The 23400-nt window shown below is 62.9% G+C and carries 13 protein-coding genes and 1 other RNA gene; 4 read left to right on the top strand and 10 right to left on the bottom strand.

From position 1 onward, the window contains the following. Window positions 1-56: 56 nt before the first annotated feature. Window positions 57-2624, top strand: a complete 2568-nt coding sequence (gene rlmKL, locus ACRX4W_RS05545; protein WP_432299564.1) for a bifunctional 23S rRNA (guanine(2069)-N(7))-methyltransferase RlmK/23S rRNA (guanine(2445)-N(2))-methyltransferase RlmL — start codon at window positions 57-59, stop codon at window positions 2622-2624. 94 nt (window positions 2625-2718) lie between these two features. Here rlmKL and ACRX4W_RS05540 read toward each other — a convergent pair whose 3' ends face one another. The 5 genes from ACRX4W_RS05540 to ACRX4W_RS05520 all read right to left on the bottom strand — a co-directional run bounded on the left by ACRX4W_RS05540 (window position 2719) and on the right by ACRX4W_RS05520 (window position 8493). Continuing rightward, the gene (locus tag ACRX4W_RS05540; RefSeq protein WP_215693931.1) at window positions 2719-3432 is read right to left on the bottom strand and encodes a response regulator; all 714 of its coding nucleotides are present in this window, start codon (window positions 3430-3432) and stop codon (window positions 2719-2721) included. Window positions 3433-3436: 4 nt separating this feature from the next. Further along, window positions 3437-5062, bottom strand: coding sequence for a sensor histidine kinase (locus ACRX4W_RS05535; protein ID WP_432299562.1), 1626 nt, complete (start codon window positions 5060-5062; stop codon window positions 3437-3439). A gap of 114 nt (window positions 5063-5176) precedes the next feature. Next, window positions 5177-5371: a hypothetical protein gene (locus ACRX4W_RS05530; RefSeq protein WP_250787186.1), complete on the bottom strand. Its 195-nt coding sequence runs from the start codon at window positions 5369-5371 to the stop codon at window positions 5177-5179. 60 nt (window positions 5372-5431) lie between these two features. Further along, window positions 5432-7459, bottom strand: coding sequence for a KUP/HAK/KT family potassium transporter (locus tag ACRX4W_RS05525; protein ID WP_432299559.1), 2028 nt, complete (start codon window positions 7457-7459; stop codon window positions 5432-5434). A 158-nt stretch (window positions 7460-7617) separates the two neighbouring features. After that, a complete protein-coding gene (locus ACRX4W_RS05520) occupies window positions 7618-8493 on the bottom strand; it encodes a nitroreductase family protein (protein ID WP_373199283.1) in 876 nt (291 codons plus the stop codon). Between the two features lie 214 nt (window positions 8494-8707). Here ACRX4W_RS05520 and ACRX4W_RS05515 point away from each other — a divergent pair, with 214 nt between their 5' ends. Further along, window positions 8708-11008 carry an LTA synthase family protein gene (locus tag ACRX4W_RS05515; RefSeq protein ID WP_432299557.1) on the top strand — a complete coding sequence of 767 codons (2301 nt, stop codon included), beginning with the start codon at window positions 8708-8710 and terminating at the stop codon, window positions 11006-11008. Between the two features lie 547 nt (window positions 11009-11555). Here the strand turns inward: ACRX4W_RS05515 and bilS are convergent. The 3 genes from bilS to ACRX4W_RS05500 form a co-directional block, all read right to left on the bottom strand. Continuing rightward, window positions 11556-12107 (bottom strand): flavodoxin family protein BilS, encoded by a 552-nt coding sequence (bilS, locus tag ACRX4W_RS05510; RefSeq protein ID WP_432299590.1) that lies wholly within the window; start codon window positions 12105-12107, stop codon window positions 11556-11558. A gap of 111 nt (window positions 12108-12218) precedes the next feature. Next, a complete protein-coding gene (locus tag ACRX4W_RS05505) occupies window positions 12219-14078 on the bottom strand; it encodes an ABC transporter ATP-binding protein (RefSeq protein ID WP_432299555.1) in 1860 nt (619 codons plus the stop codon). After that, entirely contained in the window at window positions 14079-15923 is a 1845-nt protein-coding gene (locus ACRX4W_RS05500) for an ABC transporter ATP-binding protein (RefSeq protein WP_432299553.1), read from the bottom strand. It abuts the gene before it with no gap. A 213-nt stretch (window positions 15924-16136) separates the two neighbouring features. On the opposite strand from ACRX4W_RS05500, the gene ACRX4W_RS05495 reads away from it, so the two are divergent. Continuing rightward, window positions 16137-17204 (top strand): hypothetical protein, encoded by a 1068-nt coding sequence (locus ACRX4W_RS05495; RefSeq protein WP_432299551.1) that lies wholly within the window; start codon window positions 16137-16139, stop codon window positions 17202-17204. A 299-nt stretch (window positions 17205-17503) separates the two neighbouring features. Further along, window positions 17504-18496 carry a hypothetical protein gene (locus ACRX4W_RS05490; protein WP_432299549.1) on the top strand — a complete coding sequence of 331 codons (993 nt, stop codon included), beginning with the start codon at window positions 17504-17506 and terminating at the stop codon, window positions 18494-18496. Between the two features lie 348 nt (window positions 18497-18844). Here the strand turns inward: ACRX4W_RS05490 and ffs are convergent. Further along, window positions 18845-18940: signal recognition particle sRNA small type (gene ffs, locus ACRX4W_RS05485), an RNA gene on the bottom strand. A gap of 94 nt (window positions 18941-19034) precedes the next feature. Beyond that, window positions 19035-23400: Spy0128 family protein (locus tag ACRX4W_RS05480; RefSeq protein ID WP_432299547.1), on the bottom strand; the 4366-nt coding region annotated here is incomplete at its 5' end.

The raw sequence follows: 23400 nt of genomic DNA, 5'->3' as shown, positions 1-23400 counted from the left end.
AAGGGCAAACGAAGCATCCATCATATAATGGAGCGACGCAACCAGAGAGGTCACCCATGGAATTTTACGCAAGCTGCCCCGAGGGCTTTGAGTCCGCACTCGCCGATGAGCTTAAACGCCTCGGGCTTTCGCATGTCCGCCGCCTGAAAGGCCGCGCTACGTTTGAGGGCGAGCTCGAAGAAGGCTACCGCGCCTGTCTGTGGTCGCGCCTGGCGAGCCGCGTGTTCGTGGTACTCGGGCGCTTTGAGGCGCAGGATGCCGATGAACTGTACGATAGCGTTTACGACATCGCCTGGGAGAGCATCGTCCGCCCCGGCGCCACCATCGCCATTACCGCCCGCGGCGTGACCGAGCAGCTGCGCAACACGCGCTTCTCGGCCCTGCGCGCCAAGGACGCATTGTGCGACCGCTTGGCCGAAACCACGGGCCGTCGCGCCGATGTCGACGCCGCCGATCCCGATGTTCACCTGCTGCTTTCGCTGCGTCAGCGCCGCGCGAGCATCAGCCTGGACCTTTCGGGCGACCCGCTGTTCAAACGCCTACCGCCCGCAGCGACCCGCGCCGGCGAGGGCGCGCACGTGCTGCGCCCCGACTACGCCGCCCTGGTGCTGGCGCAGGTCGGCTGGACCGCACTATGCGAGCGCGAGCTGACGGCCGACGATTACGAGAACGAAGCCCTTCCCACGCTGATCGATGCCTCGTGCGCCGGCGGCGGTCTGCTGCTGGAGGCCGTGAACATTCTGACCGACCGCGCCCCGGGCGCCGCACGCGAGCGCTGGGGCTTTGAGGGCTGGCAGCTGCACGATGCCGCCCTGTGGGAGCAGCTGCTTGCCGAGGCGCGCGGGCGCGAGGCGGCAGCGCGCGAGCGCCAGGCGCGCATCGTGGCCGTGGATGTTGACCCCGCCGCCCGCAAAACCGCTGAGCGCATGGTTAAATGTGCCGGCTACAAGCGCTTTGTCGATTTTTGCGCCGCCAAGTCCGCCACCGTACTGGACCACGCGGGCGCTGTCGCCGGCGCCGCCGTGGTCGCGGATACGACCGAGACACCGCTTTCGCTCATGCATGACACCATGACGCTCATCGGCGAGTTGCGCCGCGCGCCCGAGCTTGCCGCGGCGCCGGTCGCCGCGCTCACCCGCGACGGATTGCTGGCCCGCGCGCTCCACACCGAGCCCGAGCGCTCGATCGCCGTCATGCCCAACAACGAAGAGGCGACCGTCGAAGTCTGGCCTTCGCTCGACCACGCCGCCGCAGCGTTTGAGGCTGCGACCAGTGCGGATGCCGAGGCCGAGGCTGCGGATGCCAACGAAGTCAACGATGAAGCCGCCGCTTCCGCCATGCCCGAGCCTGCCGCCATGCTCGACCTGGGCGACGGCAAGCCGCTGCCCGTGCTCATCCCCGAGTCCGAGCAGTTCGCCAACCGCCTGCGCAAGAATGCCCGTCTGCGCCGCAAGTGGGCCAGGCGCGAGGGCGTGAGCTGCTACCGCGTCTACGATGCCGACCTGCCCGACTACTCCGCCGCTATCGACCTGTACGAGGGTTGCCCGCAGACGCCGGGCCGCTGGCTCGTCATCGCCGAATACGCCGCGCCCAAGACCATCGACCCCGCACTGGCCCAGGCCCGTATGCTCGACATTCTGGCCATCGCGCCGCGCATCCTAGATGTTCCCGCCGAGCATGTGCACGCCAAGGCCCGCATGCGTTCGCGCGGCGGCTCGCAGTACGGCAAGCAGGGCGCCGGCAAGGGCGGCTCGGGTGAGCGCGCCAATATCGCGCGTCGTCGCCTGCCGCTCATCGAAGAGGGCGGCCTCACCTTTGCCGTCAACTTTGACGACTACCTGGACGTCGGCATCTTCTTGGACCACCGCGTCACCCGCAACCTGGTGCGCGAGCACGCCAAGCAGGCGCGCCGCTTCCTCAATCTGTTTGCCTACACCGGCACTGCCACCTGCTACGCGGCCGATGGCGGCGTCGAGGAGACCGTGACGGTCGACCTCTCCAATACCTATCTGGACTGGGCCGAGCGCAACATGCGCCAGAACGGCTTTGTGGGGCCTCAGCATCATTTTGTGCGCGACGACGTGCTCGCTTGGATTCGCGACCAGCGCCAGACGCGCAACCGCTGGGACCTGATCTTTGTCGACCCGCCCACGTTCTCGAACTCGTCCAAGATGGGCCGTCGCACCTGGGATGTCCAGCGCGACCATGTTGAGCTTTTGGCTGGCGTATCGCGCCTGCTCGCGCAGGGCGGCCATGCCATCTTTAGCTGCAACCTGCGCGGCTTCCGCCCCGAGACGCGCAAGCTCGCACGCGCGGGCGCCGTGCTGGAGGACATTACGGCGCAGACCATCCCCGAGGATTTCGCACGCAACCAGAAGGTGCACCATTGCTATATCGTGCGCCGACTGCCCATCGAGGATGCCATGGCCGAGGTCGGCTTTAGCGCCGAGGAAATTGCCGAGCGAACCGAAGAGCTGCGCAACCCCGAGGCCCGCAAGCCCCATGCGGCAGCGCACGCGCACGCACAGGCCGGCGACCGAGGGCCGCGCGGCGACGGCAAGCCCGCCTGCGCAGGCAAGCCCAAAAAGAAGAAGTTCTACGCCAGCAAGCCCAAGGGCAAATAACAAAGTTGCGGTGGTATACGGACTGTTTTGCCTGGAATTAGGCAAATTTAGACCGTATTTCACCGCAACTCATAGTGGGATGGTGGTTGGCAATCTAGCCTTGGGTGACCAATCGGTAACCGATACCCACATGCGTTTGGATATAGCGCGGATGCGCGGGGTCGGACTCGATCTTCTTGCGCAGCGTGCCCATAAAGACACGCAAGCTCGCCAGATCGCTCTTAGTTGCCGTGCCCCAAATCTCGTGCAGGATAAACTGGTGCGTCAGCACCTTGTCGGCGTTATGCGCCAGCAGGCACAGGAGCTTGTACTCGATCGGCGTCAGATGCAGCTCCTCGCCATCCATCGTGGCGATGCCGGCATCAAAATCGATATGCAGCTCACCGGTATCGAACGAGCCCTCGGAGGCAACGCCACCCGTTTGCGCATACGAAAGACGCCTAAGCGTCGTGCGAATGCGCGCGAGCAGTTCCTCGACCGAAAACGGCTTGGTCAGATAGTCGTCGGCGCCGGCATCGAGTGCGCGAATCTTGTCCGCATCCTCGCTGCGTGCCGAGACCACAATGATCGGCATGCCCGACCATGCGCGCACCGACTCCACCACCTTGACGCCGTCCATATCGGGCAGGCCCAGATCGAGCAGCACAATGCTCGGCGCCTGCGACGAGGCGGCGGCGATGGCGGCATGGGCGGTCTCCACGGCCATATGGCGCAAGCCGTGCGCCTCGAGCGCGGCAACGATAAGGTTGCGAACAGCTGGGTCGTCCTCAACGACCAAGATGAGCGGTTTTACGGCAGAGTTCGACACAGCGCTACTCCTTATCAAACGAAACGTCGGCGGCGGGAAGCTCAATCGTAAAGACCGAACCGTGCGGGTCCGCCGCGGCAACCTCTATGCTACCGCCATGCGCCAACGCAATGGAACGGCAGAGCGAAAGACCCAGGCCCACGCTGCGGTGGCTGTCGGCCAGACCATGGTTGGCGGTATAGAACGACTCAAAGATCCGCTCGCGATCCTCGGGTGCGATACCCGGACCATCATCGGCCACCGAGCACGCCACGCGACCATCGTCGACGCTAATCGAGATCACGATATGCGAGCCTGTGGGCGTATAGGTGATGGCGTTGTTCACCAGATTGACCACCAGCTGCACCATCAGGCGCGCATCGACGTTGACGAGCGCCGGCTCATCGCACGCCACCACCTTAAGGTCGTGCTCGCGCACGGCAGGGTTCACGTGGCGCAGCGCCTCCTCGACGATATCGTCCATGAGCTCGAGCGTGGTCGACAGGCGCATACCGCCGCCCTCGAGCTTGGTGATGGCGAGCAGGTTCTCGACGGTGGCGTTGAGCCATTGCGCATCCGAGCGAATGGACAGAAGCATGCCGCGGCGCGTCTGGCTATCGAGCACGGCGGTGCCGGTCGAGCCCTGGTCGAGCAGCACATCGGCATTGCCCGAAATACTGGTGAGCGGCGTGCGCAGGTCGTGCGAGATGGAGCGCAGCAGGTTGGCGCGCAGCTGCTCGTTTTTGGCGAGCACCGCCGCCTCCTCGCGGGCCTCCATGGCGCGGGCGCGATCGAGTGCCAGCTCGCCTTCGCTCACGATGGCATCGGCAAGTGTCCGCTCCTCGTGCGTCAGCACGTCGGGCTCGGCAACGATAGCCAGCACGCCCACCACCGAGGCGGGGTCGCCCGAGCGCACGAAGCCGTCACCTGTGCGGACCGTCAGGTAGATGCCATAAAGCGCCGAGCCGCCATAGGTGGCATCGAGCGGCGTTCCCACATAGGCGGACGCCGAGAGCCGCGGCGGCATCTGCGGCGCCAGTTCGTGCACCGGCGCGGCATCGCCCACGGCCGTGTATGTCGCACGCGGCAGCAGGTCATCATCGTCGGCGTCGGCGCTGTACCACACGACCGGACAGCCCGAAAGACGCGCCAGCTGCGTTGCCATGGCATGGATAATTTGCTGCTGGTCGGCGCACCGCTGCAGCATGCGGTTAGTCTCGAGCACCATATGCGTGCGACGGTCGCTGGCGGCAGCCTGCGCCAAGGCGCGGCGCAGGGCCAACGCAATCGAGCTCGACACAAGCGAGACCACGAACATGATGAAGAACATGCCGGGATAGACGCGGTCGATAAGCGACAGCGAGTAGCGCGGGTCGACAAACAAGAAGTTGTAGAGCGCCACGGCGGCAGCCGAGCTCAGCAAGCAATACAGGCGACTCCAGGTAAAGAATGCGCACAGCTGAACGGCGAACACATAGACGATCATGATGCTCGGCGCGAGACCCGGATGGTCGAGCAGCGCGCCCACAATCGTCGCTGCGACCAGCAGCCCCGCCGATACGCAGGCGTCATACAGAGGAGTGCGGCGCGTCAGCGTTGTGCGCCGCCACCAAAAGTTATCGGCAATATCGCCGTCCGCACGGACGTCCATAGACACCGTACCCCTCCCTCAAAAACAAAAACCACCACAAAGGGGACAGGCACCTTTGTGGTGGTTTTCCCTCGTGGTGGTTCTAAGTGTAAAGCCTTCTACGACCGGCAGTCGCTAGACAAACAGCACGTGCGCGAGCAGGGCACACACGCACACCGCTCCAAATACCAGTGCCACGATCGAAATTACGCGATCGGCCATGTCCATGTTGGCCCGATTCGTAAAGAACCGATCTTCGGCAGCGTCGACACGCGCCTCACGCATCATTTCGACCACCGCCTCACGGCCATCGAGCGCCTTTGTATCCATGTTTACCTCCCCGGCCTCATGCTTATCCATCAAAAACCAACTCCGTGTAGCCGCCGACGTCTACGGCCGCTCGTTGGGAGCCAGGCGCTGCATCTTGTTCACGGCCTTGAACTTGGTGAACAGCGGCACGTACTCAAAGCTCACGTTGGAGTTCTCCAGGCCGTACCAGCGTGCAGGCGTGCCGGCGGCGCGGCGAATGATGTACTTGAGCGTGATGGCCGTACGCTCGCTGGGCTCCACATCGCTTTCGGGCGCCAGAAGCTTACGGATCAGGACGAACTTGAACGTACCGATGTTACCCGGATCCTTGTAGACCGAGTAGTCATGCGTCTGCGGCGGCAGCTCGCCGGTGGCAGCCAGGTCCTGAACAACCTGACGCAGGTAGGCATTGACGCGCTGGTTGATCTTGTAGCCCAGGTACAGATGCACGCGGAACACGTAGTCGGTGCCGAACGTCTCGACCGAATAGGCAAAGGTGTGCGGTTCGTCCATGGTCTCGACATTCACAAACCACCAGGCGCGGGCGCGCTTGGGATGCTTGTCCAAGATCGAATAGACGATATCGCGGTCGATGTAGTCGGTATGGGTGTCCTTGGTCAGGTACACGACGTTGTCGCTCATGCGCTCGTAACGGTCGTCGTCACGCAGGCGCTTGAGCTGCGGCAGGTAGCTGCGCAGCGGCAGCAGCGTAAACTGGCGCTGCTCGACCGCCGTGCCGTTGTACCAGCACACCATAATGCCCATGATGAGTGCAGCCATGAGGATGGTGAAGTAGCCGCCGTGGAAGAACTTGGTGAGCGAGCTCACGAAGAAGAAGCCTTCGAGCAAAAGGAAGAAGGCCGCGAAGATCCACGGAGCAACCTTGAGCTTGCGCTCCTCGTGCAGGTAGAAGAAGAGCAGCAGCGTGGTGCACATCATAGTCAGCGTAATGGCAAGGCCGTAGGCGGCTTCCATATGCGCCGAGTTCTGGAACAGCAGCACCACGATGACGCAGCCGACAAGCATGACGTTGTTGACCATGGGGATGTAGAGCTGGCCCTTGGTCTCGGCAGGGTAGAAGACCTGCATGTGCGGCATAAGGTCCAGACGGCTGGCCTCGGACACCAGCGAGAATGCGCCGGTGATGAGCGCCTGCGAGGCGATGATGGCCGCAACGGTGGAAAGGCCGACGGCAAAGGGACGCAGGCCCGGGGTGAGCATCTGGTAGAAGGGGTTGAGGTCGGCGATACCCATGAGCTCGGGGTTGGCGGCGTTGTTGATAAGCCACGCGCCCTGGCCCATATAGGAAAGCAGCAGACAGCACTTAACGAACGGCCAGGTGGCGTAGATGTTGCCGCGGCCCACGTGGCCCATGTCGGAATAGAGCGCCTCGGCACCGGTGGTGGCAAGGAAGCAGCTGCCCAGAATCATGATGCCCGCGTGGTTGTTGGGGCTCAACAAAAAGCCGATGCCACGCAGCGGGTTGAGGCACAGCAGCACCGCGGGGTGCTGGAAGACAAAGAACAGACCCGTGCCGCCCAAGAACAGGAACCACAGCGTCATGATGGGGCCAAAGGCGTGACCGATCTTGGCCGTACCGATACGTTGTACCAAGAAGAGCGCGATGATGATGGCAAGCGTGATGGCCACGACACGGCCCTGATCGTCACCCAACACAGCATGGACCGCCGGGATGGTGCGCAGGCCCTCGATGGCCGTGGTAACGGTAACGGCGGGCGTCAGGATGCCGTCAGCGAGCAATGCGGCGCCGCCCAGCATGGCGGGGATGATGAGCCACTTGCCGCAGCGCTTGACCAGGCTGTACAGGGCAAAGATACCGCCCTCGCCGTGGTTGTCGGCGCGCAGCGAGATGAGCACGTACTTGACGGTCGTCAGCAGCGTGACCGTCCACACGACAAGGGAGAGCGCACCAAGCACGAACTCCTCCGTGACGCTTCCGATGCCGCCGTTGCCGGCAACGAGCGCCTTGGTTACATACATAGGGCTGGTGCCGATATCGCCGTACACCACGCCCAGCGTGACGAGCATCGCCGAGATACTCACAGGAATCGCAGCGTGCGAGGCTGCCTCCTTGGCCTTTTGTTCCATAAGCCGGTTTCCTCCCAACTTTAACGTTCGAGGGGATTATAGGTAATCGGCCCATGTTTTAATGCACTGTTTTCCCAGCTAGATAAAGATTTATACAGTCTTTAGGCTACCGCGGCGATATGGAATGTGACAAAGGGACTGTCCCCTTGTCACATTCGTCATTTTCCGAGCCAGTTTTTGAACCACCACTCCATGGAGCGACTCATCTCGGCCATAAAGGGACTGGTGTGCTTGCGGGTATAGATGTCCACGACGCGCTCCCCCACCTCGCGGGCATGCGGGCGAAACATCGCATCCATCTCGGCCACCTGCGCGTCCATGGTCGCGGCATCGGCGCGGCGATAGCGTTCCTCGTGTACCAGGTTTACCACGGGGTGCGCGATTGCCGGGCGTTCCTTACGGGGCGTGCCGATGATGAGCATCGACAGCGGCACGGTATACGCAGGCAGATCCAGCAGCTCGGCCACTTCCTCGGCATTCTCGACGATATCGCCGATGTAGCAGCTCCCCAGGCCCAGGGCCTCGGCGGCGACCACGGCATTTTGCGCGGCGATCACGGCGTCCTGTGCCGCGATGGCAAAGTCGCCCAGACCCGGCGCGCGACGGGGCGACTTGCCCGTGCGCTCTACAAACTCGGGCTCAAAGCAGCCCACATGCTCAAACAGATCGATCCACTTGGCATAGTCGACCACAAATATAAGTGCCCAGGGCGCCTTGGCAATCATAGGCTGATGGTCGCACAGGTCGGCCAGGCGATCGAGCGTGGCCTGCTCGCGGATGCTCACGATGGAATACATCATCATGGCGCCCGCCGACGGCGCACGGCTCGCCGCGTGCAGAATCGCTGCCCGCTGCTCGTCGGTCACCGCCACGGGACGGTCGTCGTCATCGCGCGCAAAGGCACGCGTGGACGAGCGGTGCTCCAAGATGTCCAGCACCGCGTTACCCGTAGTCTCGACCGGATAACCGTTCGCATCCACGCCCGCAGCTCCGCCGCAGTGCCCGGCACCCGTCATACAAACCCGCTCGCCCATAGCTCTATCCTCGCCAATTCTTTAAGAAGCCTTTACGTTTCCGTGTAATTCCCGTCCATTATCGCGCAGGTCGCCACTACATTGCGCCACACCGCCGCACATGCGCGTTAATATGGCTGGTTGTCGTGCGCAGCCCGCAAATGCAGTGCATATTTAGGTAACAATCGGGTAAACCCCCGCTTTCGTAGGTTTTAAGTTTGTGAGGAGTCTCAGCATGTTCGCTGCCGCCATCTCGCTCGTCGGTCTTGCGGCGACCGTCTACCTTGTTTTGCGCGAGGCCAAGGCCATTCGCGCTCAGTCGGGCACCGTTGCCAAAAGCGCTCTTGGGTGGAGCGTCGCCTTCGGCCTGTTCCAGCTCTTTTTGACCATTTGGAGCGCCATTGGCCTCGTCGCGCAAAACGAGCCGCTCGCCTTCGTAATGCTCATCCTGACCAACGCCATCCTCACCGGCTGCGCTTGGGCCAGCATCGCCCGCGACCGCATCGCCCCGCGCGTCTTTGCGTTCGCCGGGCCCGACGCCCCCGCCCCCACCGGCAAGCTCGCCCGCCTGCGCGGCGCCTTTGTGGGCAAACCGCTCGTCGCCGCCGTCTTGTGCCTGCTGCTCGCCGGCGTCTTTGCGCTGCTGGGCATGGAGGTCTCGTCCAACCACGACTTTACCTGGGTCTACCCCCTGTGCATCCTGCTCGAGTGGGCCATCATCACCACGCTCATGGTCGGCCTGTTCTTCCTGTTCCAGCGCCACGGCGCAGCTCCCGCGGTCCTGGCCTTTGCCCTCTTTGTCCTGGGCATTGCCGAGTTCTTCGTCATCACGTTTAAATCCATGCCCATCCAGCCGGGCGACCTTTCGGCCATCTCCACCGCCGCCGCGGTCGCCGGCAACGGCTACACCTTCTCGATCTCGCTGTTCTGCGTGCTGTCCATGGGCTTTACCGCCATCGCCATGCTGCTGTGCGAATACGCCGGCCTGGTCGCGCCGCATCGCCAGAAGGGCGCCGCCAACGCCAAGCGCATGCTGCTCACCAACCTGCTCGTGGCGGTACTGTGCCTGGGCGGCGTGACCGCGCACGTCACGCTTATCGACTACTACAACACCCTCGGCATCACCGTCTACACCTGGCGCCCGCTCGAGAGCTACTGGCGCGAGGGCTATCTGCCTGCCTTTATTAGTGCAGCGCAGTCTATCAGGCCGCCCAAACCCGCCGACTACTCTGTCGATGACGCCAAGGCCACGCTCAAAAAGTACGCCAAGGCCTACGACAAGTCCGACGCCGCCAAGAGCGACGAGCGCACCGCCGCAAAGGAGCAATTCGACAGCGAGAAGCCCACGGTCATCGCTATCATGAACGAGACGTTCTCGGATTTGTCGATCTACCAGAACATGCGCGCCGGCTACGAAGGTCCGCAGTACTTTAAGAACCTGTCCAACTGCCTCAGCCGCGGAAAGCTCTACGTGAGCGCCTACGGCGGCGGCACGGCCAATACCGAGTTTGAGTTTATGACCGGCAACTCCATGGCCAACCTGGGCTCGGGCGTGTACCCCTACACCATCTACAACATGGAAACGACCGGGAATCTGGCAGAGCAGTTCAAATCGCTCGGCTATTCCACCACGGCCATGCACCCCAACCACGCGACCAACTGGAACCGCGAGAACGTCTACAAGGACTTTGGCTTTGACCAGTTCCTGTCCATCAACGATTTCCAAGGCGCCGATACCCTGCGCGGCATGGTGACCGACCAGGCAACCTACGACAAGATTCTTGAGCTGCTCGACCAGAACGCCGATCCGCAGTTTATCTTCGATGTGACCATGCAGAACCACTCGGGCTACGACACGGGTCTGCTGCCGGTCGACAAGCAGATGCACCTGAACATCGACACGACCGACCTGGACGCTAAGACCGTCGAGGACGGCACGCTCTCCGATGTTGACGAGTATGTCTCGTGCATCGAGCAGTCCGACCAAGCGCTGCGTTACTTCCTCAACGCCTTGAGCAAGCTCGACCGTAAGGTGGTCGTGGTGTTCTGGGGCGACCACCAGCCGTTCTTCCCGTCCAAGTTCAACGATAAGTGGTTTACCGGCGAGGACGACGCCACGCATCAGGAGCGTCTGTGGCAGACCGACTACATCATCTGGGCCAACTACGACGTTGCCGGCTGCGACCAGACGAGCGAGGTCGACGACCTGTCCACCAACTACCTGTCCACGCAGCTTATGCAGCTGATCGGCGCCCCGCTGACCGACTACCAGAAGGCGCACATGACGCTGCGCGAGTCGCTGCCCGCCATCAACTCGGTGGGCTACGAGGACGCCAGCCTGCGCTGGGCGCTCTCCTCCAACGTCACCGGTGACGACGCCGTTGCCGCAGCCGCCACCAAGGCACGCGAGGATTACGCCAAGATGCAGTACTACGAGATGTTCCGCGACGGCAAGAACGTGTACACGGAGCACTTCCAGACCGAGGCCAACGAGACCGACCCCAACCTGGCGCCGGGCACGACCAAGATCAAATAGCGACTAGCTGCGAGTTCATAACTGAAACGTCTGTCCGAGCGGAGGCATATAAGGTTCCCTGCTCGGGCAGACGCCATGTTGTTGGAGCGCGGCTTGTCATAGGGGTATCCGCTGAACATATATAAGTCGAAGGCCACGTCTTGTGGCCTTTTTTGCATCCGGAAACCGTGTCCCAGAATTCACGTCCGGAGTGGGGTGCAGTTTCCGCTTGTGGCTCCGTTGGGAAACTGCATCCCACTCCGATTGCAAATTCCGGGTCGCATTTTCCGCCAGAGCCCTCAACCGGAAACTGCATCCCACTCCAAAGGCAAATTCTGGGACGCACTTTCCGAATCCCCATCCATCCGGAAAGTCCGTCCCACTCTGAATACATCCAGCGAACGCATGCGAGCGTGTCGTCCAAGACGGTCTCGTCATCGGGGTGATGGAAAATGTCACCCCCAAACGCTTGCCACGGTTGCGCCCACAAGTGTCAAGAAAAAAGCCTCGAGAACTTCGAGGCTTTCACATTTGTATTGTTTTGCACGAAGGACCGCGAACGGCGAAGCTACTCGCCCAGCACGGCCTTCTTTGCAGCTGCAGCCACGTTATCCATATCTTCCTTGGTGGGATGGTCCTTCGCAGCAACCCAGTTGTCGAGCAGCATCTTAAATCGGGCGTTGTCGGGATCTTGCTCGAGCATGGCCTTGTAGCGCTGCTTGACCGCGGGGCCCATCTTGCCCTGGCACATCGCCCAACCTGCAAGCTCGGCATCCTCAGCCAAATTGGAAGTTACGCGATCAATAATCTGCTGGTAATAGCTCTGGTCGGCCCCAAAGCCGCAGGTGCCAAACAGGAAGACGCGCTTGCCGTGCAAGGCGGAGAGCAACGCCGCGACCGACGGCGTGCACGCGCCCTTGTCGCACCAAAAACCGACGAGCACCGTGTCGGCCGCGCAGGCGCCCTGCGCCTCGTGCGCGACCTGCTCCGGATCTGCATCATCGCTCAGCGCGGCGGCATGGATAAACTCGACGCCTGCAGCCTGCAGGGCGCGCTTGATCGCCCCCGAAACCATCCTGGTATTACCGCTCTTGCTGTTAACCACCATAGAGCATGTCATAGTCACGTTGCCTCGTTTCCCCCGAAACTCGAGCCATTAATGCAATTTGTTAAAAGCATATCTTAGTACTAACGACGCAGATGTAAACCATCTGCCGCTAATCGGCAGCCCCTACTGGGCAAACTGGCTGCGGTAGAGCTCGGCGTAGAAGCCGCCTGCCGCTAGCAACTCGTCGTGCGTGCCGCGCTCGATAATCTGGCCGTCGCGCATAACCAGAATGCAGTCGGCATTGCGGATCGTCGACAGGCGGTGCGCCACCACAAAGCTCGTGCGGCCAGCCATGAGCTCGTCGAATGCCGCCTGCACCTGCAGCTCGGTACGCGTATCGATGCTCGACGTTGCCTCGTCCAGCAGCAGAATCGCCGGATCGGTGAGCATGACGCGCGCGATGCACAGCAGCTGTTTTTGACCTTGGCTAAACGTGCCGCCGTCCTCGCCGATCACCGTATCGTAGCCGCCTGGCAGCTGCACGATAAACTTGTGCGCGTGCGCGCGCTTGGCGGCCTCGACAATCTGCTCGCGCGTGGCATCGGGGCAACCGTAGGCAATGTTTTCGGCCACCGTGCCCTCGAACAGCCAGGTGTCCTGCAGCACCATGCCAAAGACGCGGCGCAGGCTCGCGCGCGTATAGTCACGCGAGGAGCGACCATCGACCGCGATGCGCCCAGCATCGATATCGTAAAAGCGCAGCAGCAGATTGATGAGCGTCGTCTTGCCACAGCCCGTGGGACCGACGAGGGCAAAGCGCGTACCGGGTTTGGCCTCGATGCAGATATCCTGCAGCAGCTTGCGGTCGGGCACATAGCTAAAGTCCACGTGTTCAAAGGTCACCTCGCCCTGCGGGGCGACAAGCTCCACGGCATCCGCCGCGTCGGGCTCCTGCTCGCGTGCATCGAGCAGCGCGAACATGCGGCGCGCCGAGGCATACGCCGTCTGGATCTGCGTAATGACGTTGGTGACCTCGTTGAACGGCTTGGTGTACTGGTTGGCATAGGACAGGAAAATCTGCACGCCGCCCACCGTAAGCGCCGCGGGCACGCCCGTGATCACGCCCACGCAGCCGATCACAGCGACCACGGCATAGATGATGTTATTGATAAAGCGCGTGCCGGGGTTAGAAAGCGAGCCCATAAACTGCGCGCGCTCACCCGCCGTATACAGCTCGGCGTTGAGGGCATCGAAGCGCTGCTGAGCGCTCGGGCCGTAGGCAAACGCGTCCACGAGCTTTTGCTCGCCCACATACTCCTCGATATGGCCGCCGAGCTGGCCTTGAATGCGTTGCTGGGCCGTAAAGCTCTTGTTGGAGAGCTTTGCGATGGCGCCGGCCGCAAAGATGGAAAGCGGCGTGACGAGCACCACCACGAGCGTCATGGTCAGGTTGATGGAGAGCATAAACGCGAGCGTGCCCACAATGGTGATAACGCCGGTAAAGAGCTGCGTGAAGCCCTGCAGCAGACCATCGCCCACCTGGTCGACGTCGTTGACTTCGCGGCTCATAAGGTCACCATGGGCATGGCTGTCGATAAAGCTGAGCGGCATGCGGCTGAGCTTGTCGCTCGCCTCCACGCGCATGTCGCGCACTGTCTCGTAGGACAGGCGGTTGACGCAGCAGCCCTGCAGCCACTGGAAGGCCGCCGCGCCCACCACGACAATCGCAAGCTTGGTAACGAGCGGCAGCAGCGCGTCAAAGTCCACCTGCCCGGCGGCAACGATGAGGTCGATGCCCTCGCCGATGAGGATGGGCGTATAGAGTTGTAAGATCACCGAGATGGCAGCGCTCACAAACGACGCCGTAAACGAAATGCGATGCGGACGGACGTAGCCCAGCAGGCGGCGAGTTACCGCGCCCACGGGGTAGCGCTCGGGGTCGCCGGGCTGACGCGGGCCGTCACCCAAGTCGTTGAGGTTATCGTTGCCGGACACGTTGGCCGTCATCGTGGCGACCGAACCGGAAGAAGTATACGGATTCATTTAGCAGCCCTCCTTTGCGCAAGTGGATGCCGGGGCAGCCGGGGCGGACGCGGGCGACGCACTCCCCCGCCGACCCTCGAGCTCCTCGCGGCGCAGCTGCGACTGGCAGATCTCGCGGTAGAGTTGGCAGCTTGCATACAGCTCGTCATGCGCGCCCAGGCCCGCGACCGAGCCGTGATCGAGCACGCAGATCATGTCGGCGTCGCGCACGGTCGAGACGCGCTGGCTCACAATCACCGTGGTCAGCGGCAGCCCACCCTCGGCGGCACCGCGCATGCTTCGTTCGCGAATGGCATGGCGAAGCGCCGCATCGGTCTTAAAGTCGAGCGCCGAGGCGGAATCGTCCATGATCAATATCTGAGGCGAGCCCACCAGGGCGCGCGCGATGGTCAGGCGCTGGCGTTGGCCACCGCTGAAGTTCTTACCGCCCGCCTCGACCGGAGCATCTAAGCCCTGCTGCTTGTTACGCACGAACTCGCTGGCCTGCGCCATATCGAGCGCCGCCCAGAGCTCCTCGTCGGTCGCCGACTCGTCACGCCAGGTCAGGTTGCTGCGGATCGTGCCGCTCACCAGCGACGCGCGTTGCGGGACGGCCGCGACCACATGGCGCAGCTGATCGAGCGGCCAGGCACGCACGTCGGAGCCCATCACGCTCACGCTGCCGGTGCTCGCATCGTACAGGCGCGAGATAAGCGAGGCGAGTGTGGACTTGCCGCTGCCCGTGCCGCCGATAATGCCGAGCGTCTTGCCCAGTGGGAGTTCCAGGGTCACATCGTTGACGGCATTTGCCGCGCCCGCGCCAAAGGAGAAGCTCGCATGGTCAAAGCTCAGCGCGGGAACTGGGGCGGCATTGCCCGGCTTGGGCAGCGCGACCGGCTGGTTGCCCTCGTCGGTGATGCTCGGCACGCAATTGAGCACCTCGTTGATACGCGACGCACTGGCGCTCGCCTTGGTAAAGACCACAACCAGGTTGGCGACGTACACGATGGAGGTCAGGGTCTGCGTCATGTAGTTCACAAACGCCATGACCTGACCCTGCGTGAGCTCACCCACGTTGACCTGGATGCCACCCACCCACAGGATGGCGCACACGCCCAGGTTCATCACCAAAAACGTGACGGGATTAAGGATCGACGAGAGCTTACCCACCGCGATGGCAGTATTGGCCTGGTCATCGGCGGCTTGGGCAAAGCGCTCGCGCTCGTGGTCCTCGCGCACGAAGGCGCGAACCACGCGAGCGCCTGAAAGGCCTTCGCGGCAGATAAGCGCGATGCGGTCGAGCTTTGCCTGCAGCTGCTTGTAGTACGGGATGCAGCGCGCCATGACAAACCAAAACACCAGGCCGATAGCGGGCGTGCAGATCAAAAAGATGATGCCGAGCTTAAGGTCGATGGCAAGGGCCGCGCACATGGAGCCCCCCGCCAGGAAAGGCCAGCGGATGAGCATGCGCACGCCCAGCGCCACGGCGAGCTGAACCTGGTTGACGTCGTTGGTAATGCGCGTGATGAGCGACGGCGTGCCAAAGCGATCGAGTTCGGCATAGCTCAGCTTGTTGATGTGCTGGTAGAGTGCGCCGCGAATGTCAGTACCCATGCCCTGCGAGGTGAGCGCCGCCATCTTTTGGCAGACGAGCGTAAACGAGATGCCGATCACGGCCATGGCGGCAAGCACCATGCCGTAGTGGACGACGGCGTCCACGTCGTGCGAGCCAATGCCCTTATCGATCATCTGGGCAATCACCAGCGGCGTCAGCAGGTCAAAGATCACTTCGATCAACTTGCACGCAGGGCCGATCACCATATATCGGCGAAACTTACCACCAAAACGCCTGAGCAACTCAATCATGTATAGGCGCTCCCTATCATCATCCACATTCAATTCGAACCATGATAGTACCGCCACCCCAAAAGAAGCGTAAACAACTCGTCATTTCTAATGGAGTTCGGTTTCCAAAGAAGCGGAGAGGTGTGCATGCCCAGCCAGTGTCGGGTCGACCGCTTGGTATACTTACATTAGTGCTACCAAGTTAGTCGCCGACCCTTGAAATGAGGTGCCGAGATGAACGACATTCTCGCAAGAAGAGCAAGACGAGCAACTGTGGGCATCGCCCTTTCCGCGGCACTTGTCGCGGGAATCGCCCCCGTAACGGCGATCGCGGCAGAAACCAGTTCCCCCACCGGTGCGGCCGTTTCGCAGACGAGCGCCGCCAACGGCAATTCGGGCGCCCCGCAGACAGAAGACGCGGCCGCCGCAAAAGAAAAAGCGTATGCAGCCATGCAGGAAGCGCTCAAAAACCTCGAGGCCGCAAAAAACGCCGCAAGTCCCGAGAAAATTGCGAGATTCAATGATGACATTGCCCGTTTTCAAGAGCTCCGCGACAAGATGGCGGCGCAAGCCGCCGAATTGAGGGAATCCCTTCCCACCATGCAAGCGGACATCAATGCAGCCCAAGCCAAATACGACAAGGCCATCAACCGGGTAAGCGAGCTCCAAGCAAAATTAGACATGAAACTTGAGGAGCTTAAGGCAGTCGAAGCACTCGGCGACGAGGAGCTTGCCGAAACTATTAAACAGCAAATAAAGTCGTTGCGCCAAGAGATCGTAACGGCAAAAGCGCGAGTTGACTTTTGCGAAATGGAGCTCCGCGAGGTCCAGGACCGCCTCAAAAGGCAGGAAAGACAAGTTAATGACTGTGAACGTTCTGCAGAGAAGTATAAAGCCCATACCGACCAGTTCATAGCCTGGCGAGATGCGCTCCTCGACAATTTGAAAAAGGCGCAAGCGGCCTATGACGACGCCTGCAAGGCATACGAAGAGGCGAAAGCCGCGGCAGACAAGGCCACCTCGCCCGAGATAACGCAACCGACCGAGACGACGCCTCCCTCCAACTCGGCGCAACCGGCCGAGGCGACACAGCCCACCGGCTCGTCCGCGACCGGCAAAAATACCCCGCCGAGCTCCACCAAGCAGGCGAACTCGAGCAGCGGCAAGCAAGCAGATACGACCGCCGGCAAGCTCGCGAACACGGGCGACGCAGCGCCGACCGCAATCGCACTCGCAGGCATCGCCGCCACAGGACTCGGAATAGCCACCGCAGCCACACGCCGCCTCAAGAACTCAAAATAGCCGCCAGATCATACTACCTTCGCCAATCCACAAACCCGGAGACAAAAGAGGCCCGTTTCCCCAACCCATGGAAACGGGCCTCTTTACTTGAAAAAACAGATGGCAATGCCGCCGTCTCTTGTACCACGCAGCCATCAATGCCCAGACAACACTAGCAAGCCGCGTTCCTTAAGGGATAGATTTAATGGCTGTTAATCAAGGGGTATACGCACACGCCCGATCAATGGCGGGCAAACCGCCTGATATACTTACATTAGTGCTACCAAGTTAGTCGCCGACCCTTGAAATGAGGTGCCGAGATGAACGACATTCTCGCAAGAAGAGCAAGACGAGCAACCTTGGGCATCGCCCTTTCCGCGGCACTCGCCGCGGGAATCGCCCCCGCAACGGCGATAGCGGCGGAAACCAGTTCCCCCATCAATGCAGTTGCCTTGCATACGGAAGATGCGGCCGCCGCAAAAGAAAAAGCGTATGCAGCCATGCAGGAAGCGCTCAAAACCCTCGAGGCTGCAAAAGACGCCGCAAGTCCCGAGAAACTTGCGGAAATCGATGATGACATTGCCGCTTTTCAAGAGATCTACGACATGGTGGTGACGGAAGCCGCCAAACGGAGGGAACCCCTTCCCGCCATGCAAGCGAACGTCGATGCAGCCCAAGCCAAATACGATGAGGCCCACAACCGGACAAGCGGCCTTCAGGCAGAATTAAATAAGGCAATCGACGACGGAGCTTCTAACGAAACTATTAAGCAGTTGCAAAGTGAGATCATGTCGGCAGAAAGGCGAGAAAAATCTTGTGAAGATGATCTTCACCACTGCCAACGCCGGCTCGAAAGCCAGGAAAGACAGGTTCAGTATTTCGAAAGTGAGGCAGAGGAAGCCAAAGCCCACATCGACGAGGACATAGCCAAGCGAAATGCGCTCCTCGGCGATTTGGAAAAGGCGCAAGCGGCCTATGACGACGCCTGCAAGGCATACGAAGAGGCGAAAGCCGCGGCAGACAAGGCCACCTCACCCGAGATAGCGAAACCGACCGAGACAGTGCCTCCCTCCGGCTCAGCGCAACCCGCCGAGGCGACACCGCCCGTTGGCTCACCTGCAACCGGCAAAGACGCCCTACCAAGCTCCACCAAGCAAGCGAACACAAGCAGCGGCAAGCAAGCAGATACGACCGCCGGCAAGCTCGCAAACACGGGCGACACAGCACCGAGCGCAATCGCACTCGCAGCAATCGCCGCCGCAGGCCTCGGAATAACCGCCACAGCCACACGCCGCATCAGGAACCCAAAATAGCTGCCAGCGGTTATTGTCTTCGCCAATCCGCAAACCCAGAGACAAAAGAGGCCCGTTTCCCCAACCCAGGGAAACGGACCTTTTTAACTGCAAAATCCAAGCAACAGCACCGCCACCTCTTGAACAACGTAGCCATCAATGCCCAGACAACGCCAGCGAGCAGCAAAAGGCACGGGATTAAATTATTCAGATAAATGTGACCCTTCAGGCGGTTTTGGTTGGCTACCCGCGAGTGCCGGCAGGGCGCTTGGTAGTCGAGCGATCCCGCAGGCAAAGCCGAGGACCAGCGAGACACCAAGCGCCCTGCCGGCACTCGCGGGTAGCCGCGGCACCAAAAAAGCGCCCGTGCGCTCGATGGATTCGGATGCCCGACAGAGGCTCCTTATGGCTGCTTCCTTCCGGACCTGACCAGATTCGGAACATGTCGTCATCCGAACCCATCGAACGCGCTAGGCGCTCGGTATATCTTACCTGCTCCCGCCCGCCACGGCAAGTGGGGCGAACCCATCGGATGGATTCGCCCCACTCGTCCATATCGCTAGCGGCGCCTGCGGTACAGGACCGCGCCGCCCGCGACGGCCAGCGCGCCGATGCCGGCCATGGCGCCGAGCGCCTCAACCGGCAGGCTGCGGTCGCCAGTGTCGGGCATGCCGCCCTTGGAGCCGTCGCCGGAGCTGCCGCCGGAACCGCTATCGGAACCGCCGTCCGAGCCACCGCCCGGCGTGCCGGGGTTCTCGGGGGTGCCGGGGGTCCTGGGATTCTCGGCATAGCTATTGGTGAAGACCGGCGGCATGTTGGCGTCGCCCTCGTAGGAGACCTTCGCCGACAGATAGCCCGTCTTGGTGCCGTCTGCCGCCTCGTCGCTCACCGTGACGACGATCTTGTGCACCGCTTTGTCGTAGGTCACGTGCGCCTGGACGTCGTCGACCTCGCTCACCGTGAAGGTGTAGGTGCCAGCCTGCTTGAAGGTCAGTGCATCGAACGTGACGCTGCCGTCGGCGGCATTCTTGGCGGTCGACATGACCTTGCCGTCCCGGCTCTTGAGCTCAAAGCTAAACTGGCCCGCCTTGAGCCCGGCGCCCTTGAGCACCTTGGCGGCGCCCAGCCTGAGGGTGACAGGTGCTGCCTCGTAGCCGTTGGTGAAGGTCACCGAGGTGTCGCCCGCGGCATTGCCCTCGGCATCCATGAGCTCGTGCTTGACGGCGAGCGTGCCATTACCGGCATCGGTGACCGTCGTGCGCACGCGGTACGTCGTCCTGTCGTACGTCACGCCGCCCGCCGTGCCGGGGACCTCGCTCAGCCTGTAGTTATGCGTGCCGGGCGCGGTGTAGGTGACGGGGCTGAGCGCGACCGTGCCGTCGGCGGCGTTGCGGCCCGTAGCCGCGACGATCTCGCTGCCGTCAGCGGCAATCTCGACCAGCTGGAACTCGAACTCGCCCTCGGCCAGATCACGGCCCTTAAGCTTCTTGCTCACCTTGATCTGGTCGGTGACGGAGCTCGGCGTCGGATTCACGCCGTAGGTGTTGGTGAACTCGAACGCGCCCTTGCCCTCGGGCGTGCCCTCTGCGGGCAGGACCTCCGCGGCGAGCGTGCCCTTCTTGGTGTCCTCGACCACCTTGACCGTGAAGGTCTTGGTCGCCGTCGCGTCATTGACCACGCCGTCGACCGAGCCGGACTCGCTCACGCGGTAGCTGAACGTCTTGGTGCGCAGGCCGTCGCGGTCGATCTTGACGTCATCGAGGTCGCTCGGCTGCTTAAACGTGACGTGGCCCAGCCCGACGTTGCCGACGGCGTCGTTGGTCGCCTCGGTCACCGTCTTGCCGGAGGCGTCGACCGGTGCGGGCGCGCCGTCCAGCGGCTCAATCTTAAAGGTGTACTTGCCCGCGATATCGGACTGCGTAAGGTTGAGGCCGACCTGGCCGAACGCCAGCGTCTTGGTGCCCGCAAGGTCAACTGTCGCCTCGCCGGCGCTATAGCCGTTCACGAACGACAGCGTGCCGTCGGAGCCCTCGGGATAGACCACGGCCACATCCAGCCCGCTCTTGCCGTTATCGGTCACCTTGACCGTGATGCCGAAGCTCGACGTGGCCGCCGTCACGCCCGCGGGCAGCCGGTCCGTGCCGTCCTCGGATACGGTATAGGGGATGGTCCAAGAGCCATCGGCGGCCTTGGTGGCGGTACCGTCCGCCACCATCTGCTTAAGCGAGTCGGTGGTGTAGGCGATGGGCGAGAACGCGAGCCCCGCGGCCACGCCGTCGCCGGAGGCCTGGTTGGTCGCGGTCGCGACCACGTTGCCCCGGGCATCGCGGACGGAGAACGAGAACTCGCCCGCCGCCGCGGCGCGGCCCGTCAGCGTCTTGGTGGCGTCAATTGCCACGTTGCCCTCGCCGCCGAGCGTTCCGGTGGCCTCGTAGGAGTTCTGGAACGCGACCGTCACGGGCGCGGGCGTCGCCGTGACGTCATTCGCTGTGGAGACCTCGCTGCGGGCGACCTCGAAGCCGTCCTTGGCAACTGTGGTCGTGACCGTAAGCTTGCCCGTCGCGGTATCGTAGGCGAGCGCGATGGTCACCGTGCGCGGCGCGGTGTCGTTGGTGTAGCCCTCGCCGCCGAGCTTGGTCTCGGTGACGGTGAAGCGATAGACCTTGCCCGCGTCGGCGTCGGTGAACTTCACGTCGCTCTCCGCGGTCCCGCCGATGAGGTCGACCAGGCCGGCCGCACCGTCATCGGCCGCGGCCACGGCGTAGGCGTCCTTGCCGGTCTTGAGGCCGAGCTTGGCGGCCGTCTCGGCGTCCGCGGTCACGGTGAAGGCGAACTGCCCCGCCTCCATGGCGCGGCCGGAGAGCGTCTTGGACAGGCGCACTCCCGCGCGGACCGAGTAGTCGAGCTCGGTCGTGTAGGTGTTGACGAAGTCGCCGCCGCTCGCCTGCGCGATTGCGGGCGTCGTGGCCGTGAGGTTGCCGGAGCCGTCGTCGGTCACGGTCACCGTCATCGTGGCGGTGTGGCCGTCGTAGGCCACACCAGCGATGGCGGAGCCGTCATCGGGCCTGACCTCGCGCACCGTGTAGGTGAAGGTCTTGGCGCGCACGCGCTTGCCGCCGACCTCGGCGAACCCGGCGTCCTTGATGTCATCGAGCGTGTAGCGGATGGGGCCGAAGTCGAAGGCGACCCTATCGCCCGCCTTGGTGCCGGCGCCGGCCGTCACGCTGACGGTCTTGGAGCCGTCGGCAGAGCTCGCGGGCATGGGGGCGCCGTCCTCGCCCGCGAGCGTGAACTGGAAGCTGTCGCCCTCCGCCCAGTCGCGGCCCTCGAGCGTCTTGGTGAAGAGCCCCGCGGTGGAGACGTCCCTGCCCTCGGTGGCCGTTCCGTACGTGTTGGTGAACGCGACGGTCGTGCCGTCCTCGGTCACGGCGCCTTCGGCCTTGGAGCCGTCAGCCCCGTTAACAGCAGTCGTGTAGCCCTCGGCGGCGTCCTCGGTCACGGTGTAGCGCGCGCCCACGGGCAGGCCGGCGACGGTCCTCTCCCCGCCGTCCTTGAGCGTGAAGGTCGCCTTGCCGTCCGTAAACGTCACGGCGTCCTCGCCCTTGCCGAAGGTGCCGGAGACGGGCTCGCCGTCCCCGTCGGCCAGCGCGACCGTGAAGCCGAACTCACGCTGGCTGTCGCCGCCGACGACCGTCTTCTTGACGGTGAGGCTGCCCCCGCGGGGCACGCTGTTGTGGGTCGTGTTGGTCTGCGACTCGTTCTCGCCCACCTTGACCGTTGCGGTGTTGGCGATGTCGTCGACCACGGCGGCTTCGGCGGAGACCTTCACGTCGAAGCTGAGCGTGCCCGTGGCGCCCGCAGCCTGCTCGCCGAGCGACCAGGTAAGGGTGCGCGTCGCGGCGTCGTAGGCGGCACCGTCGGCAGAACCCTCAACATAGTTAACGCCCTTGGGCAGGACATCGGCCACCGTCACGTCGGCCGCCTGCGCGGCGCCCCTGTCGTCGACGCTGTTATTGGCCCAGCCGATGGTATAGGTGAGGGTATCGCCCACGCCCACCGGTTTGCCATCCACATCGACCTTGGCGCCCGAGGCGTCCGCCTTGGTGACGGTCTTGGTGTTGTCGTGCGGCGTGAAGGTGTTGGTGAAAGTCTTCTTGCCCCGCTCGTTGGAGATCTCGGCCTTAAGGCCGGCGCCAGTCTGAGTCACCGTGATGTCGAAGGTGTAGGCGTGCGCATCGTCCTCAATCAGGACATCGCCGCTTGCTTTCTCGGTCACGGTCGCGTGGTAGGTGCCCAGATTGGTGAAGCTGAGCTCGCCAAAGGAAACCTTGCCGTCCTTGTCATTCTTCGCCTCGATTGGGTAGCCCTCGAGAACACTGCCCGCACCGTCGGTGAGGAAGAGCTCAAAGACGAACTCCCCCTCCTGGAGGCCGGGCTTGCGGCCGCCCGCGAGCACCTTGGTGAGCTCGGGGACGGACGCCGTGGCGGGGGCGGGGTCGAAGGTGTTGGTGAAGGCGGCGAAGGAGACCTGGTCTGCCGCGATGGAGCCCTCGGCCTTGGAGCCCTCGGCTCCGTTCACCGCAGCCTTGTAGCCAGCGGCGGCGCGCTCGGTCACCGTGTAGGCAGTTCCCGCGGGCAGCCCCGTGATCCTCGCCGTCTGGCCATCTTTGAGCTTGAGGGTCGCCTTGCCGTCCTCGAACGTCGCGTCACCGTAGGTGCCGGACACTTTGCGGCCCGCGGCATCGGTGGCCTCAACCGCAAACTTAAATGTCTTGTCCGCGTCGACCGCCAGGCCCTCGCGCGCCACGACGGTCTTGGAGACATCGAGCTCGCCCGTCTTCACAGTGTTGGTCACGGTGAAGCCGCGCTCGGCGTCGCCGGTGACCTTAGAGCTGTAGCCCTCGACGGGCACCTCGGCCACGGTG

The organism is Collinsella aerofaciens, assembly GCF_964283865.1.
Classification (GTDB): Bacteria; Actinomycetota; Coriobacteriia; order Coriobacteriales; family Coriobacteriaceae; genus Collinsella.
The sequence above is the reverse complement of the archived record's forward strand: the minus strand, read 5'-3'. Positions and strand labels throughout refer to the sequence as shown.

Coding starts and splice junctions, on each gene's coding strand:
- rlmKL (WP_432299564.1), top strand. CDS start 57: ATGGAATTTTACGCAAGCTGCCCCGAGGGCTTTGAGTCCGCACTCGCC.
- ACRX4W_RS05535 (WP_432299562.1), bottom strand. CDS start 5,062: ATGGACGTCCGTGCGGACGGCGATATTGCCGATAACTTTTGGTGGCGG.
- ACRX4W_RS05530 (WP_250787186.1), bottom strand. CDS start 5,371: ATGGATACAAAGGCGCTCGATGGCCGTGAGGCGGTGGTCGAAATGATG.
- ACRX4W_RS05525 (WP_432299559.1), bottom strand. CDS start 7,459: ATGGAACAAAAGGCCAAGGAGGCAGCCTCGCACGCTGCGATTCCTGTG.
- ACRX4W_RS05520 (WP_373199283.1), bottom strand. CDS start 8,493: ATGGGCGAGCGGGTTTGTATGACGGGTGCCGGGCACTGCGGCGGAGCT.
- ACRX4W_RS05515 (WP_432299557.1), top strand. CDS start 8,708: ATGTTCGCTGCCGCCATCTCGCTCGTCGGTCTTGCGGCGACCGTCTAC.
- bilS (WP_432299590.1), bottom strand. CDS start 12,107: ATGACATGCTCTATGGTGGTTAACAGCAAGAGCGGTAATACCAGGATG.
- ACRX4W_RS05505 (WP_432299555.1), bottom strand. CDS start 14,078: ATGAATCCGTATACTTCTTCCGGTTCGGTCGCCACGATGACGGCCAAC.
- ACRX4W_RS05500 (WP_432299553.1), bottom strand. CDS start 15,923: ATGATTGAGTTGCTCAGGCGTTTTGGTGGTAAGTTTCGCCGATATATG.
- ACRX4W_RS05495 (WP_432299551.1), top strand. CDS start 16,137: ATGAACGACATTCTCGCAAGAAGAGCAAGACGAGCAACTGTGGGCATC.
- ACRX4W_RS05490 (WP_432299549.1), top strand. CDS start 17,504: ATGAACGACATTCTCGCAAGAAGAGCAAGACGAGCAACCTTGGGCATC.